Below are 14781 nucleotides of genomic sequence, written 5' to 3' on the forward strand. Positions count from 1 at the left end.
GCAAAGAAAGACCGCGAGGAACACCCATGATCATCCGCAGCGCATTGGCCCTTGGCCTCGTCGCAATGCTTGCCGCCTGCGGCGCCGACGGTCCGCCCACGCGGCCGGAGCCAAAGGATACGACTCCCGAACCGGGCATCAGCATCCATGGCTCCGTGGAGATGGGCGTCGCCTCTTCATGAGCCTGCGCCACCTGTGGCTGGCGCTTGCGCTCTGGGGCACGGTCCATCCCATGACCCACATGCTCGGCTGGCTGTCGCAGAACGGCTGGTCGCTGAGGGGCCTTGTCGCCGCTTGGCAGGCCAATGGGGCAGTCACCGGCCTCAGCTGGGATCTCGTCATCACCGCCGTCACCCTGACGCTCTGGATTGTTGCCGAGGTGGCGGTGCGCCGCAACTGGGTGGCACTGCTGGCGATCCCCGCCACGTTCCTCGTCGGCGTAAGCTGCGGCCTGCCGCTCTACCTGTGGTTCCGGTCGCGCCCGATCTGAGGCACCGGCGCAAGGGCCCGGCGCTGCCTCCGGGCGATGCAACGCCCTGTTCCCTTCCCACGGGTTATCCTTTATCCCCGCGCTGAAGCCCTTAGGCGGCAGCAGTTATCCGGGGACGAACATGGACCATTTCCTCTATCGCAACGGCATCCTCCACGCCGAGGATGTGCCCCTGCCCGAGATCATCTCGCAGGTCGGCAGCCCGGTCTACGTCTACTCCACCGCCACGCTGCTGCGACACTTCCTGCTGTTTGACGAGGCGCTGAGCTGGGGTCCGCACCTCGTCTGCTACGCGATGAAGGCCGCCTCCAACCAGGCGATCCTCAAGACGCTCGCCAAGGCCGGCGCGGGCATGGACGTGGTCTCGGGCGGCGAATACGCCCGCGCCAAGGCCGCCGGCGTGCCGGGTGACCGCATCGTCTTTTCCGGCGTCGGCAAGACCCGCGCCGAGATCCGCACCGCGCTCGAGGGCGGCATCCGCCAGTTCAACATCGAGAGCGAGCCCGAGATGGAGGTGATCTCGGAGGTCGCCGTCACCCTCGGCGTCACCGCCCCGGTGACCATCCGCGTGAACCCCGACGTGGATGCCAAGACCCACGCAAAGATCGCAACCGGCAAGTCCGAGAACAAGTTCGGCATTCCCATCGCCCGTGCCCGCGAGGTCTATGCCCGCGCCGCCGAGCTGCCGGGGCTGAAGGTGATCGGCATCGACGTGCACATCGGCTCGCAGCTGACCGATCTCGAACCCTTCCGCCTTGCCTATCGCAAGGTCGCCGAGCTGACCCACGCACTGCGCGTCGACGGCCACACCATCGAGCGCCTCGACCTCGGCGGCGGCCTCGGCATCCCCTATACCCGCAGCAACGAGGCGCCGCCGCTGCCCACCGACTACGGCCAGATGATCCGCGAGGAACTGGGCGATCTGGGCTGCGAGATCGAGATCGAGCCGGGCCGGCTGATCGCCGGCAACGCCGGTATCCTCGTGTCGCAGGTGATCTACCTCAAGCACGGCGAGGGGCGGGATTTCCTGATCCTCGACGCGGCGATGAACGACCTGATCCGCCCGGCCATGTACGACGCGCATCACGACATCGTCCCGGTGATCGAGCCCGTCCCGGGCGGAGAGCAGCGCACCTATGACATCGTCGGCCCGGTCTGCGAAAGCGGCGACACATTTGCCAAGGGCCGTACCATGCCGCAGGTCAACCCGTCCGAGCTGGTCGCCTTCCGCTCGGCCGGCGCTTACGGCGCGGTCATGTCCTCGGAGTATAATACGCGGGCACTTGTCCCCGAAGTTCTGGTGAATGGCGATCAATTCGCTGTCATTCGCCGGAGACCGAGCTTTGAGGAAATCATAAACCGCGATACGCTTCCCGAGTGGCTGTAAGTCCCCGTCCCTGACGGGCTCCCTGCGGCCACCGGACCGCAGGAGAGACCTCAGGAGACACCGATGGCCTCAAGGGACCGCGCGCCCGCAGACATCCTGAAGCCGGTAAGATGGCAGATCCGCCTGACCCTCTGGGGCATGGCGGTTGAACGGCTCGTGCGCGCCTTCTGGCCACTGTGGTCGGTGATCTTCGTGGTGCTGGCCGCGCTGATGCTCGGCCTTCAGGATCTGGTGGACGTCGAATGGGTCTGGGCCGCCGGGGTGCTGGCGCTTGGCGGCACCGGCTGGGCGCTCTGGCGCGGTGTCCGCCGCATGCGCTGGCCGCACCGCGAGGAAGCGATGCTGCGCCTCGATGGCACCCTGCGCGGCAGCCCGATCCTCGCCGCTCTCGACAGCCCGGCCATCGGTGCAACCGACCCCGGCTCGCAGGCCCTTTGGAAAGCCCATCAGGAGCGGATGCGCGCCCGCATGCTCGAGGCCCGCGCGGTGCAGCCCGACCTGCGTGTCGCCCGCGCCGACCCCTTCGCCCTGCGCTACGTGGCGCTGCTGGCGCTTTCCGTGGCGCTGATCTTCGGCTCGGTGCTGCAAATGCGCTCGGTCACCGGCATGGGGCCGTCAGGCGAGAGCCTTGCCTCCGGGCCGACATGGGAAGGCTGGATGGAGCCCCCCGCCTACACGCGCCTTCCCTCCGTCTACCTCAACGACATCACCGCTGCCTCTCTCGACGTGCCGGAGGGCGCACGCATCACTCTGCGGCTCTACGGCGAGGTCGGCGCGCTCGACGTGACCGAGACCGTCTCGGGCCGCGCGCCCGACCCGGCGGAAGACCCCGAAGCCCCGGCCGAGACCGCGCAGGACTTCGAGGTCACCCAATCCGGCACGCTGGCCATCGATGGCCCCGGCGGCCGGTCCTGGGAGCTTGCCGTCATCCCCGACACCCGCCCCACCGTAGCGCAGGAGGGCGAGATCGAATCGAGCTACGAGGGCGACGCGCAGATCCCCTTTGCCGCCACCGATGACTACGGCGTGGTCTCGGGCACCGCCCGCATCGAACTGGCGCTGGACGAGGTCGACCGCCGCTACGGGCTGACCGCCGAGCCCGAGCCGCGCGCGGTGATCGAACTGCCGCTGCCGATGCCCATTGCCGGCAGCCGCACCGAGTTCACCGAGACGCTGATCGAGAATTTCTCGACCCATCCCTGGGCCAACCTGCCGGTGCGCATCTCCTTCGAGGTCGCCGACGAGGCGGGCCAGACCGGGGCCGCCGAACCGCAGGTCATCCCCCTGCCCGGCCGCCGCTTCTTCGACCCGCTCGCCGCCGCGCTGATCGAGCAGCGCCGCGCTCTGCTCTGGTCCCGCGACAATTCCCGCGACGTGACGCAGATCCTGCGCGCCGTCAGCTACAAGCCCGACGACATCTTCCGCTCGGCGGTGCCCTACCTGCGCCTGCGCACCATCCAGCGACGGCTCGAAGGGTTCACCACCGAGGGCATGACCGCCGAGCAGCAGGACGAGATCGCGGGCGCGCTTTGGGACCTGGCGCTGCTGCTGGAAGAGGGCGATCTGTCGAGCGCGCTGGAGCGGCTGCAACGCGCGCAGGACCGGCTGAACGAGGCGATGAAGAACGGTGCCTCTGATCAGGAAATCGCCGAGCTGATGCAGGAGCTGCGCGAGGCCACCGACGACTACCTCCGCCAGCTCTCGCGACAGGCGCAGCAGAACCCGGACCAGAACCAGCAGCAGATGGCCCAGGATCAGAACACCATCGAGATGAGCCAGAACGACCTGCAGCGGATGATGGACCGCATCCAGGAGCTGATGGAGCAGGGCCGCATGGCCGAAGCGCAGGAAGCGCTGCGCCAGCTGCAGCAGATGATGGAGAACATGCAGGTCACCCAGGGCCAGCCCGGCCAGGGCCAGACCCCGGGCGAACAGGCGATGGAGGGGCTGGGCGAGACGCTGCGCAACCAGCAGGGGCTGTCGGACGAGGCCTTCCGCCAGCTCCAGGACCAGTTCAACCCCGGTCAGCAGGGGCAACAGGGGCAGCAGGGCCAGCAGGGTCAGCAGCAGGGCCAGAACGGCCAGGGCCAGCCCGGTGAGCAACCCGGCCAGGGCCAGGGTCAGGCGCAGGGCCAGGGCGGCGGCCAGCAGGGCGACGGCGGCACGCTGGAAGAGAACCTCGCCGACCGTCAGCAGGCGCTGCGCGACGAGCTGAACCGACAGCGCCAGAACCTGCCCGGCGCGGGCACCGAATCCGGTGAGGCCGCGCGCGACGCCCTGCGCCGCGCAGATGATGCCATGGATGGTGCCGAAGAGGCGCTTCGGCAGGATGATTTCGCCGAGGCGCTGGACCAGCAGTCGCAGGCCATGGAAGCTCTGCGCGAGGGTATGCGCAACCTCGGCGAGGCTCTGGCGCAGCAACAGCAGCAGGGTCAGGGCCAGCAGGGCATGGCACAGGGCGGCGACCCCGGCCAGCAGCGCGATCCTCTGGGCCGGAACTCCGGCAGCAATGGCCAGCTCGGCACCGACGAGACCATGCTGCAGGGCGAAGACGTCTACCGCCGTGCTCGCGAGCTGCTCGACGAAATTCGCCGCCGCACCGGCGAGGGCGAACGTCCGCAGGAAGAACTCGACTATCTCGAAAGGCTGCTGGAGCGGTTCTGATCCGCTCCGGCCCTGCCGCGGCCATGGCCCGTGACCCGGGCAGTGAATGGCGGCGGCAGGGGTGGATCAGATCGCCTCAGCCCTGTCCGAGCTTGGGCGAGGGTCGCGCTGACGCCAGCGGGGTCTGTGACAGGCGGATGGGCGTGCGGATGCCCGGCACGCCGTCGGCCTCCACCTTCATCCCCCGCGCGATCACCTGCGGGTTCTCGAACACCTGATCGACCGAGTTGATCGGCCCGGCGGGCACGGTGGCCTTCTCGAGCGCTGCCAGCAGTTCGGCCCGATCCCATGTCGCCAACGCCTCGACCAGTGCCGGGCGCAGCAGCTCGCGATGCGCCACCCGCGCCTCGTTGGTGGCAAAGCGCGCGTCCTCGGCCAGCGTCAGCCCCAGCACGTCGCAGAGCCGGGCGAACTGCCCGTCATTGCCCACGGCGAGGATCAGGTCCCCCGAGCCAGTCGGCAGCACCTCGTAGGGCGCGATATTGGGATGCGCATTGCCCAGCCGCCGGGGGGCCTTGCCGGTTGCAAGGTAATTCATCCCCTGGTTGGCCAGCACCCCCACGGCGCAATCGAGCAGAGCCATATCGACCAGTTGCCCCTGCCCGGTGCGCTCGCGCGCCGCCAGCGCCGCCTGGATGCCGATCACCGAGTAGAGCCCGGTGAAGATGTCGGCAAAGGCCACGCCCACCTTCTGCGGCTCGCCCTCGGGGCTGCCGGTCAGGTCCATCCAGCCCGCCATGCCCTGGATCAGGAAATCATACCCTGCCCGTTCGGCATACGGCCCGTCCTGCCCGAAGCCGGTGATCGAGCAATAGACCAGCCGTGGATTGATCTCGCGCAGGCTCTCGTAGTCGAGGCCGTATTTCTTCAACCCGCCGAGCTTGAAATTCTCGATGACCACGTCGGCATCCGCCACCAGCTCGCGCACCAGCGCCTGCCCCTCGGCGGTGCGGAAGTCTGCGACCACCGAGCGCTTGCCCCGGTTGGTGGCGTGGAAATAGGCGGCCGAGCGGTCGCCCTCTCGCTCGATGAACGGCGGGCCCCAGCGGCGGGTGTCGTCGCCCTCGGGCGCCTCGACCTTGATCACCTCGGCCCCGAGGTCGGCCAGCACCTGGCCAGCCCAGGGCCCGGCGAGGATGCGCGCGAGCTCGATCACACGCACCCCGTGCATCGGAGGCAACTGGGGTGGCAGTTGCATCAGAAGAACGCCTGGATGCCGGTCTGCGCCCGCCCGAGGATCAGCGCGTGCACGTCATGGGTGCCCTCGTAGGTGTTCACCGTCTCGAGGTTCGCCGCGTGGCGCATCACGCCGTATTCGATCTGGATGCCGTTGCCGCCGTGCATGTCGCGGGCCATCCGTGCGATATCCAGCGCCTTGCCGCAGTTGTTGCGCTTGATCAGCGAGACCATTTCGGGCGCGGCCCGGCCCTCATCCATCAGCCGCCCGGTGCGCAGGCAGACCTGAAGGCCCAATGCGATCTCGGTCTGCATATCGGCGAGCTTCTTCTGGAACAGTTGCGTGCCGGCCAGCGGCTTGCCGAACTGCTTGCGGTCGAGGCCGTATTGGCGCGCCTGGTGCCAGCAGAACTCTGCGGCACCCATGACGCCCCAGGCGATGCCGTAGCGCGCGCGGTTGAGGCAGCCGAACGGCCCCTTGAGGCCCTCGACGTTGGGCAGCAGCGCGTCCTCGCCAACCTCGACGTCATCCATGACGATCTCGCCGGTGATGCTGGCCCGCAGGCTGAGCTTGCCGCCGATCTTCGGTGCGCTGAGACCCTTCATGCCCTTCTCCAGCACGAAGCCGCGGATCTTGCCGCCATGCGCCTCGGACTTGGCCCAGACCACGAAGACATCGGCGATCGGCGCGTTCGAGATCCACATTTTCGAGCCCTTGAGCACGTAGCCGCCCTCGGTCTTCACCGCGCGCGTCTTCATGCCCGCCGGGTCGGAGCCCGCATCGGGTTCGGTCAGACCGAAGCAGCCGATCCACTCGCCGCTGGCGAGCTTCGGCAGGTACTTCATGCGCTGCTCTTCCGAACCGTAGGCATAGATCGGATACATCACGAGCGAGGATTGCACCGACATCATCGACCGGTAGCCGCTGTCCACCCGCTCCACCTCGCGCGCAACGAGGCCGTAGGCGACGTAGCCCGCGCCGATGCCGCCATAGGCCTCGGGGATGGTCGAGCCCAGCAGGCCCAACTCGCCCATCTCGCGGAAAATTTCCGGGTCGGTCTGCTCTTCGAGATAGGCATGCTCGACGCGCGGCAGCAGCTTTTCCTGCGCAAAGGCATGCGCGGTGTCGCTGATCATCCGCTCTTCCTCGGTCAGCTGCTCGCGGAACAGGAACGGGTCCTCCCAGTTGAACGAGGCAAGCGCGGGCTGCTCCTTGGGCTTGAGATGGGACAGGTCGGTCATCGGGAGGCTCCTCCGGAAGGATCATGCGTTTGGCGCAGAGACTAGCGCCGCCGCGCGCCTCTGGAAAACGATTTGATTTGCTCAAGTCATGACGAAAACTCATAATCTGCGAATCCAAGGAGACCCGGATGCGCAAACCCTACATGCCCAGCGTCGGCGAGCTTGAAGCCTTCGTCGCCTGCGCCCGGCGCGGCACCACGACCATGGCGGCCGAGAGCCTGAACCTCACCCAGAGCGCGATCTCGCGCTCGCTCGCGGCGCTGGAGGATCGGCTCGGCGTCGCGCTCTTCCTGCGCGTGCGGCAGAGGCTCGTGCTGTCCCCGGCCGGACAGGTCTTTCTGCTACAGGCCGAGAAGGTGTTGGGAGAACTCGACGGTGCGGCGATGGGAGTCATGGCCTTCGGCGGGCAATCCACCGTGCTGCGCCTCGCGGTGCTTCCCAGCTTCGCCCGCACCTGGCTGATCCCGCGCCTGCCGAGCTTTGCCCACGCCGCCCCCGGCATCACCCTCGACCTCACGGCGCGACTGCAGCCGGTGGAGTTCGCCCGCGACCCCTTCGATCTCGCACTTATGCGCAGCCAGCATGAAACCCCCGGCACGAGTGCCGAGACCGTCGCCCGCGAGGAGATGGTGGTGGTCGCCGCTCCGACCCTGCTCGCGGGCCGCGCCGAACTCGCCGACGCCGAACTTCTGGACCTGCCGCTGCTGCAGCAATCCACCCGTCCGACACTCTGGCTCGACTGGTTCCGCGGCAGCGACACCGACGCCCGCCGCATCCTGCGCGGCGCGCGTTTCGACCATTTCGACATGATCCTCGATGCGGCCACCGCCGGGCTCGGCGTCGGCATCGTCCCAGAGATCATCGCCCGCCCGGCCCTCACCAGCGGCCAGCTCGCCCTCGCCGCCCAGCGCCGCTTCGACACCGGCGAGAGCTACGCGCTGATCCTGCCGGAGCGCAGCGCCAGCAGCGCCGAGGTCGGTGCCTTCCGGGACTGGCTTCTGAGCGAAATCGCCGCCTGAGACCACCCGGCACGGCCGGAACCGGAAACACCCGCTTGAGCTGCCCGAATATTCAGCACAGGCTTGCCCTGAGGCAGCCGGCACCGCCGCATACCTTTGCAAAAGTCCGAACCTTCTTCTTCAGTACCGCAGACCCCCGGAAGGACATCATGGCCGAAGAGCTCACCCGCAACGCAGGCACCAACGATGCCTTCACCCTCGTCCTGAACGCCCAGGCGGTCCCTGGCTCGCAATGGACAGAAGGCCAGAACGCCATTCTCAGCGACGCGGGCTTCGCCGTGGCCTCGGAGACGATCCGTGGCTGGCCCGGCTACGCCGAGACGCCGCTCGTCGCCCTGCCGGCGCTGGCGGCGGAGACCGGCGTCGCTGCGCTGCACTACAAGGACGAGAGCACCCGCTTCGGCCTCGGCAGCTTCAAGGCGCTCGGCGGCGCATATGCCGTGGCGCGGCTGCTGCAGAAGGAGCTGTCGGCCCGGCTGGGCCGCGATGTGAGCATGGAAGAGATCACCGCCCGCGCGGTCCCCGAGGCGGCGCAGATCACCGTCTGCTGCGCCACCGACGGCAACCACGGCCGCTCGGTCGCCTGGGGCGCGCAGAGCTTTGGCTGCGCCTGCGTGATCTTCATCCACGCGACCGTCTCCGAAGGCCGCAAGACCGCCATCGAAGCCTTCGGTGCCGAGGTCCGCCGCACACCGGGCAACTACGACGACTCGGTGCGGGAGGCGCAGGAGGTGGCAAGCGCGGAAGGCTGGTTCGTGGTCTCCGACACCTCCTATCCCGGCTACATGGACGTGCCGCGCGACGTGATGCAGGGCTACGAGATCATGGCCGCCGAGGCGCTCGACGCGCTCGATCAGCCGCCCACCCACATCTTCCTGCAGACCGGAGTCGGCGGCATGGCCGCGGCGGTCACCGCGCAGGCCGTGCGTCGCTACGGCACCGACCGCCCGAAGATCGTGCTCTGCGACCCGGATCAGGCTGCCTGCTTCCTCGCCTCCTACCGCACCGGCGCCCGCACAGCGGTGCATGGCGATCTCGACACGCTGATGGCGGGGCTCGCCTGTGGCGAGGTCTCGGCGCTGGCCTGGGAGATCCTTCAGGACCACGGCGACGCAGTCATGGCCCTCACCGATGCCACCGCCATCGCTGCCATGCGTCGTCTCGCCTTCCCCCAGGGTGGCGATCGCGCGCTGGTCGCCGGCGAGTCGGCCGTCGCCGGCATCGCCGGGCTGCGCCTGGCCATGGCCGACCCCGAGGCTCGCGAAAAGCTCGGCCTCGACGCCAGCTCCCGCATTCTCACCTTCGGCACCGAGGGCGACACCGACCCCGAGCTCTACGAAGAGCTCATCGGCGCCCCCGCCTCGCAGATACGCGCCTAGGAAAGGACCCCCCATGAGCCGCAAGTTCACCGTCGCCGCCGCCCAGCTCGGCCCCATCGCCAGGGACGAGCCGCGCAGCTCCGCCGTCGCCCGCCTGTGCGCGATGATGAAGGACGCCAAGGCGCGCGGCGCCAGCCTCGTGGTCTTCCCCGAGCTTGCGCTCACCACCTTCTTCCCGCGCTGGTTCATCGAGGCCGGCCCCGAGCTCGACCGGTGGTTCGAGACCGAAATGCCGAACGACGCCACCGCGCCGCTTTTCGACCTCGCCAGGGAGCTGCAGATCGGCTTCCACCTCGGTTACGCCGAGCTGACCCCGGACGGGCATCACTACAACACCGCGATCCTCGTCGGCCCAGACGGCGAGATCGTCGGCAAGTACCGCAAGATCCACCTCCCCGGCCACTGGGAGAACGAAGAGTGGCGCCCCTTCCAGCACCTCGAGAAACGCTACTTCGAGAAGGGCGATCTGGGCTGGCCGGTCTTCGACATGCTCGGCGGCAAGCTTGGCATGTGCATCTGCAACGACCGCCGCTGGCCCGAGACCTGGCGGGTGCTCGGCCTCGGCGGTGCCGAGCTGGTCTGCCTCGGCTACAACACTCCGATCCATTTCGCCCCGGCGCCCGAACACGACCATCTGCAATACTTCCACAACGAGCTGTCGGTGATGGCGGGCTGCTACCAGAACGGCACCTGGGGTGTGGCGGTGGCCAAGGCCGGGCTGGAGGAAGGCTCGGTGCTGATCGGCGGCAGCCTCATCGTCGCGCCCACCGGCGAGATCGTCGCCAGGGCCAGCACCTCCGGCGACGAGGTGATCTGCGCCGAGGTCGACCTCGACCGGTGCGCCGAGATCCGTGCCAATGTCTTCAACTTCGAAGAGCACCGCGAGCCGCAGGACTACCTGCCGATCACCGCGCCCAAGACCAAGCGCCGCGCCGCCGAGTAACGCGGCCCCAAAGAGCGTATTTGAAAAGAGAAGAAGCGGAGGACGCGCTGCCCTCCGCTTCTTCGTCTAGAGGAAGGTATCCCGGGGGAGGCGCGCAGCGCGGCGGGGGCAGAGCCCCATCCGGGCCGGGCGCGCCGCCAGGCTCAGTAGCCGTAGAAGAAGCCGGCGTTGTTGGCGAGGATGATGCGGATTGCGTAGATCGCGATCAGCGTCACCAGCGGCGCGAGGTCGAGCCCGCCCATCGGCGGCAGCACCCGGCGGATGGTGGAATAGATCGGCTCGAGCAGCCGGTTCAGCCCGTCCCAGATCTGCGCGACCAGCGGCTGGCGCAGGTTCAGCACCTGGAAGTTGATTAGCCAGCTCATGATCACGTGGGCGATGATGATGAACCAGATCACGTCGAGGATCAGCATCAGGATCTGGAACAGCGATTGCATGCGGGTGCGCCCTTTATCAGTAAAACCGACCCAAGACCTAGGCAGCCTCGGGGCAAAGCTCAAGAGTGCCGCAAGGTCGCGGTTGACCTTCACGTCACCCTGCGACCCCTTTGCCCCGAAAGGAGCGCCCATGTACCCGTTTCTGCGCCTCGCAAAGGAAATGTTCCTGGTCCGCAAGTCCCCGCCGCTCGCGACCGGCGAACTCAGCGTCACCCGCCATATCTGCTGGCCCTGGGATCTCGACATGTTCGCCGAGCTCAACAACGGCCGCGTGTTGACGCTCTACGACCTCGGCCGGATGCCCATCGCCAGGCGGAGCGGCCTGCTGGCGCTGCTGAAGCGCGAGCGCTGGGGTTTCGCCGTTGCCGGGGCGACGGTGCGCTATCGCAAGCGGGTGAAGCTTTTCGACCGCATCGAGATGCGCAGCCGGGTGATCGGCTGGGACGCGCGCTTCATCTACGTCGAGCAGAGCATGTGGAAATCCGATGGCGACTGCGCCAGCCATGCGGTGTTCCGCACCGCGGTGACCTCCGGCGCCGGGATGATCGCGCCCGAGCGGGTGATGGCATTGCTCGGCAGCGAGACCACCTCGCCCGCGCTGCCGGCCTGGGTTGCGGCCTGGAGCGAGTCCGAGTCGCAGCGCCCATGGCCGCCGATGCAGGAGCCGGTGCCCGCGCCGCTGCACATCGCCGGCATGGACGAAGTGGAAGCGACCGGGGAAGACGCCGCCTGATCCCCTGCCGCGCCGGGTTGTTTGCCTTGCCTTGCCCCGCCCTGCCCTGTTCTATCGCCGCGAGGGCAATCACAGGGCAAATCGGGGCAGGACGAGCATGAAGACGGACGCGGCGCTGCGCAGGCGCATCTGGGGCTGGTTCTTCTTCGACTGGGCCAGCCAGCCCTACAACACGCTGCTGATCACCTTCATCTTTGCCCCCTATGTCAAAGAGCTGATGGGCGACGGCAGCGCGGCGCAGGCGGCCTGGGGTTTCGGCATCGGCGCGGCCGGGCTGGTCATCGCGCTGCTCGCCCCGGTGCTCGGTGCCGTGGCCGACAGCGGCGGCCACCGGCTGCGCTGGATCTGGCTGTTCTCGGCGCTCTACGTTGTGGGCGCCGCGATGCTCTGGTTCGCCGCCCCGGGGCAGTTCAACCTCGCCGCCACGCTGTTCTTCTTCGCGCTGGGGCTGGTGGGCATGGAGTTCGCCACGATCTTCACCAACGCCATGCTGCCGGACCTCGGCCCGCGCGAGCAGATCGGCCGGATCTCGGGCAACGGCTGGGCCTTCGGCTACCTCGGAGGCCTGATCGCCCTGGCGCTGATGCTGGCGCTCTTTGCCGAGAGCGCGGCGACCGGCAAGACCTTCCTCGGGCTCGACCCGGTGCTCGGCCTCGATGCGGCGCAGCGCGAGGGCACCCGCGCCGTCGGCCCGCTCACCGCGCTCTGGTATGCGGTCTTCATGATCCCCTTCTTCCTGTGGGTGAGGGAGCCCAAAGCCACCGCCTCGAAAGGCGCGGTGCGGCACGGCCTTGCGCAGCTCAAGAACACGCTGCGCCGCCTGCCCCGCCGCCCCTCGCTGCTGGCCTATCTCACCTCGTCGATGTTCTACCGCGACGCGCTCAACGGCATGTATGCCTTCGGCGGCATCTACGCGGCGGGGGTGCTGGGCTGGTCTGTGGTCGATACGGGCGTCTTCGGCATTCTCGCCATTGTCTCCGGCGCATTCTTCGCCTGGCTCGGCGGCCATGCCGACACGCGCTTCGGCCCGAAGCCGGTGATCACCGCGATGATCGTGCTGCTGACGCTGGTGGCCCTGGCCATCGTGCTGGTCGACCGCACCAGCGTCTTCGGCCTGCCGGTGGCCGAGGGCTCGAAGTTGCCCGACCTCGCCTTCTACCTCTTCGGCGTGCTGATCGGCGCGGGCGGCGGTGTGCTGCAGTCGGCCTCGCGCAGCATGATGGTGCGACAGGCGGATCCGGCGCGCATGACCGAGGCCTTTGGCCTTTACGCGCTGTCGGGCAAGGCCACCTCCTTCCTCGCGCCACTGATGATCGGCATCGTCACCGCGCTGAGCGGCTCGCAGCGGATCGGCGTCACACCGCTGATCTTCCTTTTCGCAATCGGCCTCGGTCTGTTACTCTGGGTGAAACCAGACGGAGATCGAGCAGAATGATCCGCACCCTGACCCGCCTTACCCTGGCCTCCACCCTTGCCCTCGCGCTGGCGTCCTGCAGCGACGACCGGCCCGCGCCCCGAGCGACCAGCACCGACGAGCTGCCCAAGGTCACCGGCGTGATCTCATCCAAGAGCGCGAAACAGCTCTTCGGCGCGCAGAATGTCTCGGCCCGGCTGACGCCCGCCGCCTTCGGCTCCTATTCCAAGGGCTGCGTCGCCGGTGCCCAGCAGCTGCCCGAGACCGGGCCGACCTGGCAGGCCATGCGCCTGTCGCGCAACCGCAACTGGGGCCACCCCGAATTGATCGGCTTCCTCGAGGACCTGTCGCGCAAGGCCGCGGCCCTGCCGGGCTGGAACGGCCTCTACGTCGGCGACATGAGCCAGCCACGCGGCGGGCCGATGACCTCGGGCCACGCCAGCCACCAGATGGGGCTCGACGCCGACATCTGGATGCGCCCGACCGACAGCCTCCATCTCAGCCGCCAGCAGCGCGAGGACATCTCGTCGATCTCGATGCGCCGCGCCGCCGGCGCCTATGTGAACGACAAGTGGACGCCGCAGCACCACGCGTTGCTGAAGGCTGCGGCGCAGGACCCGCGGGTCGCCCGCATCTTCGTCTTCCCCGGTGCCAAGGTGCAGATGTGCAACGACGAGACCGGCGACCGCGCCTGGCTGCGCAAGATCCGCCCCTGGTACGGGCATCACTACCATTTCCACGTCCGGCTCGCCTGCCCGCGCGGCGACAGCTCTTGCGTCAACCAGGCCCCACCGCCGCCGGGCGACGGCTGTGCCGATGCGCAGGCCTGGGTGAACAACATCCTCAACCCTCCGCCCCCTGATCCCGACGCGCCGGCGCCCAAGCCCAAGCGTGACCTCGTGATGGGAGATCTTCCGGCACAATGCGCCTCCGTTCTCGCCGCGCGCTGACCGCGGTCCGCGCAGCCTGCGTGGTGAGTCTTCTGGCGGTCTCGGCCTGCGCCGGGACCCCGGATGGCAAGCCGCCCGCGCGCTACATCGGCACCTATACCTGGCACAACACCCATGACCGCTTCGGCGGCTTCTCCGGGCTCGAGGTCAGCGACGACGGGCACGCGTTCACCGCGATCAGCGACCGCGGCAGCATCGTCATGGGCACCTTCCGGCGCGAGGACGGGCGCATCACCGGGCTCGAGGCCACACCGGTGGAAAAGCTGCTCGACGAGACCGGCACCCGGATGCACCCCGATATCGACGATGCCGAAGGCCTGGCCATCGGCCCGGACGAGCGTCTCCACGTCTCCTTCGAAGGACCGCCGCGCATCCATGCCTCCGAGCGTTACGACCTGCCCGCCACGGTCCTGCCGGAGGGGCCTTTCTATGCCAACCTGCAGCCCAATTCCGGGATGGAGGCGCTCGCCATAGACGCCGAGGGCCGCCTGCTGACCCTGCCCGAGCGCTCGGGCCTGCTCACCCGTCCCTTCCCGGTCTGGCGGCTGGAAGATGGCCGCTGGAGCCATGCTTTCGATCTGCCCCGCCGCGGCGGCTTCCTGGCGGTGGGAGCCGACATCGGCCCGGATGGGCGCTTCTACCTGCTCGAGCGGGAATTCACCGGCTACGCCTTCCGCAGCCGCGTGCGCCGCTTCGACATCGAGGACGACGAGGTCCGCAACGAGACCACGCTGTTCGAGAGCGCCCCGCTCGAGCATGACAACCTCGAGGGGCTGGCGGTCTGGAGCCCGGCACCGGGACGGATCCGGCTGACGATGATCTCGGATGACAACTTCAAGTTCTTCCAGAAGACGCAGATCGTCGAGTACGATCTGCCGGAATCTCTTGATCCGCGCGAGATGAGCCAGTAAAGACCCGCCCGTCCGCCGGGCAGGCGGGCCGAGTTC

14 protein-coding genes are annotated in these 14781 nt (G+C 68.4%); 11 read left to right on the forward strand and 3 right to left on the reverse strand.

The window, feature by feature from the left end:
• Positions 1–26: 26 nt before the first annotated feature.
• From BM397_RS20425 to BM397_RS20440, 4 genes are all read left to right on the forward strand, one after another.
• Positions 27–182, forward strand: coding sequence for an argininosuccinate lyase (locus BM397_RS20425; RefSeq protein WP_092427568.1), 156 nt, complete (start codon positions 27–29; stop codon positions 180–182).
• Positions 179–490: a DUF2834 domain-containing protein gene (locus BM397_RS20430; protein ID WP_092427566.1), complete on the forward strand. Its 312-nt coding sequence runs from the start codon at positions 179–181 to the stop codon at positions 488–490. Before BM397_RS20425 ends, BM397_RS20430 begins: the two co-directional genes overlap by 4 nt.
• A 121-nt stretch (positions 491–611) precedes the next feature.
• Complete coding sequence (lysA, locus tag BM397_RS20435) at positions 612–1877, forward strand: diaminopimelate decarboxylase (protein ID WP_092427564.1); 1266 nt, start codon at positions 612–614, stop codon at positions 1875–1877.
• 63 nt (positions 1878–1940) lie between these two features.
• Complete coding sequence (locus BM397_RS20440; protein WP_092427562.1) at positions 1941–4541, forward strand: TIGR02302 family protein; 2601 nt, start codon at positions 1941–1943, stop codon at positions 4539–4541.
• A 76-nt stretch (positions 4542–4617) separates the two neighbouring features.
• Here BM397_RS20440 and BM397_RS20445 read toward each other — a convergent pair whose 3' ends face one another.
• Positions 4618–5739, reverse strand: coding sequence for a CaiB/BaiF CoA transferase family protein (locus BM397_RS20445; protein ID WP_092427560.1), 1122 nt, complete (start codon positions 5737–5739; stop codon positions 4618–4620).
• Positions 5739–6959, reverse strand: a complete 1221-nt coding sequence (locus BM397_RS20450; RefSeq protein ID WP_092427558.1) for an acyl-CoA dehydrogenase — start codon at positions 6957–6959, stop codon at positions 5739–5741. Before BM397_RS20450 ends, BM397_RS20445 begins: the two co-directional genes overlap by 1 nt.
• A 128-nt stretch (positions 6960–7087) precedes the next feature.
• Between BM397_RS20450 and BM397_RS20455 the strand changes: the two genes are divergently transcribed.
• From BM397_RS20455 to BM397_RS20465, 3 genes are all read left to right on the forward strand, one after another.
• Positions 7088–7978 carry a LysR substrate-binding domain-containing protein gene (locus tag BM397_RS20455; protein WP_092427556.1) on the forward strand — a complete coding sequence of 297 codons (891 nt, stop codon included), beginning with the start codon at positions 7088–7090 and terminating at the stop codon, positions 7976–7978.
• Positions 7979–8127: 149 nt separating this feature from the next.
• Positions 8128–9357 (forward strand): diaminopropionate ammonia-lyase, encoded by a 1230-nt coding sequence (locus BM397_RS20460; protein WP_092427554.1) that lies wholly within the window; start codon positions 8128–8130, stop codon positions 9355–9357.
• 13 nt (positions 9358–9370) lie between these two features.
• On the forward strand, positions 9371–10300 hold the full coding sequence (locus BM397_RS20465) for an N-carbamoyl-D-amino-acid hydrolase (RefSeq protein WP_092427552.1): 930 nt from the start codon (positions 9371–9373) through the stop codon (positions 10298–10300).
• Between the two features lie 143 nt (positions 10301–10443).
• On the opposite strand, the gene BM397_RS20470 is transcribed toward BM397_RS20465, so the two are convergent.
• Positions 10444–10737, reverse strand: coding sequence for a YggT family protein (locus BM397_RS20470; RefSeq protein WP_092427550.1), 294 nt, complete (start codon positions 10735–10737; stop codon positions 10444–10446).
• Positions 10738–10867: 130 nt separating this feature from the next.
• Here BM397_RS20470 and BM397_RS20475 point away from each other — a divergent pair, with 130 nt between their 5' ends.
• The 4 genes from BM397_RS20475 (at position 10868) to BM397_RS20490 (ending at position 14745) form a co-directional block, all read left to right on the forward strand.
• A complete protein-coding gene (locus tag BM397_RS20475) occupies positions 10868–11470 on the forward strand; it encodes an acyl-CoA thioesterase (RefSeq protein ID WP_092427548.1) in 603 nt (200 codons plus the stop codon).
• A 97-nt stretch (positions 11471–11567) separates the two neighbouring features.
• Positions 11568–12905: an MFS transporter gene (locus BM397_RS20480; protein ID WP_092427546.1), complete on the forward strand. Its 1338-nt coding sequence runs from the start codon at positions 11568–11570 to the stop codon at positions 12903–12905.
• Positions 12902–13834, forward strand: a complete 933-nt coding sequence (gene mepA / locus BM397_RS20485) for a penicillin-insensitive murein endopeptidase (RefSeq protein WP_092427544.1) — start codon at positions 12902–12904, stop codon at positions 13832–13834. The genes BM397_RS20480 and mepA overlap by 4 nt, the downstream gene beginning before the upstream one ends.
• Positions 13807–14745 (forward strand): esterase-like activity of phytase family protein, encoded by a 939-nt coding sequence (locus tag BM397_RS20490; RefSeq protein WP_092427542.1) that lies wholly within the window; start codon positions 13807–13809, stop codon positions 14743–14745. Before mepA ends, BM397_RS20490 begins: the two co-directional genes overlap by 28 nt.
• The last annotated feature ends 36 nt before the right edge of the window (positions 14746–14781 follow it).

It is taken from the genome of Alloyangia pacifica, from assembly GCF_900116195.1.
In the GTDB taxonomy this organism is placed as follows: Bacteria; Pseudomonadota; Alphaproteobacteria; order Rhodobacterales; family Rhodobacteraceae; genus Salipiger; species Salipiger pacificus.

Coding starts and splice junctions, on each gene's coding strand:
- BM397_RS20425 (WP_092427568.1), top strand. CDS start 27: ATGATCATCCGCAGCGCATTGGCCCTTGGCCTCGTCGCAATGCTTGCC.
- BM397_RS20430 (WP_092427566.1), top strand. CDS start 179: ATGAGCCTGCGCCACCTGTGGCTGGCGCTTGCGCTCTGGGGCACGGTC.
- lysA (WP_092427564.1), top strand. CDS start 612: ATGGACCATTTCCTCTATCGCAACGGCATCCTCCACGCCGAGGATGTG.
- BM397_RS20440 (WP_092427562.1), top strand. CDS start 1,941: ATGGCCTCAAGGGACCGCGCGCCCGCAGACATCCTGAAGCCGGTAAGA.
- BM397_RS20445 (WP_092427560.1), bottom strand. CDS start 5,739: ATGCAACTGCCACCCCAGTTGCCTCCGATGCACGGGGTGCGTGTGATC.
- BM397_RS20450 (WP_092427558.1), bottom strand. CDS start 6,959: ATGACCGACCTGTCCCATCTCAAGCCCAAGGAGCAGCCCGCGCTTGCC.
- BM397_RS20455 (WP_092427556.1), top strand. CDS start 7,088: ATGCGCAAACCCTACATGCCCAGCGTCGGCGAGCTTGAAGCCTTCGTC.
- BM397_RS20460 (WP_092427554.1), top strand. CDS start 8,128: ATGGCCGAAGAGCTCACCCGCAACGCAGGCACCAACGATGCCTTCACC.
- BM397_RS20465 (WP_092427552.1), top strand. CDS start 9,371: ATGAGCCGCAAGTTCACCGTCGCCGCCGCCCAGCTCGGCCCCATCGCC.
- BM397_RS20470 (WP_092427550.1), bottom strand. CDS start 10,737: ATGCAATCGCTGTTCCAGATCCTGATGCTGATCCTCGACGTGATCTGG.
- BM397_RS20475 (WP_092427548.1), top strand. CDS start 10,868: ATGTACCCGTTTCTGCGCCTCGCAAAGGAAATGTTCCTGGTCCGCAAG.
- BM397_RS20480 (WP_092427546.1), top strand. CDS start 11,568: ATGAAGACGGACGCGGCGCTGCGCAGGCGCATCTGGGGCTGGTTCTTC.
- mepA (WP_092427544.1), top strand. CDS start 12,902: ATGATCCGCACCCTGACCCGCCTTACCCTGGCCTCCACCCTTGCCCTC.
- BM397_RS20490 (WP_092427542.1), top strand. CDS start 13,807: ATGCGCCTCCGTTCTCGCCGCGCGCTGACCGCGGTCCGCGCAGCCTGC.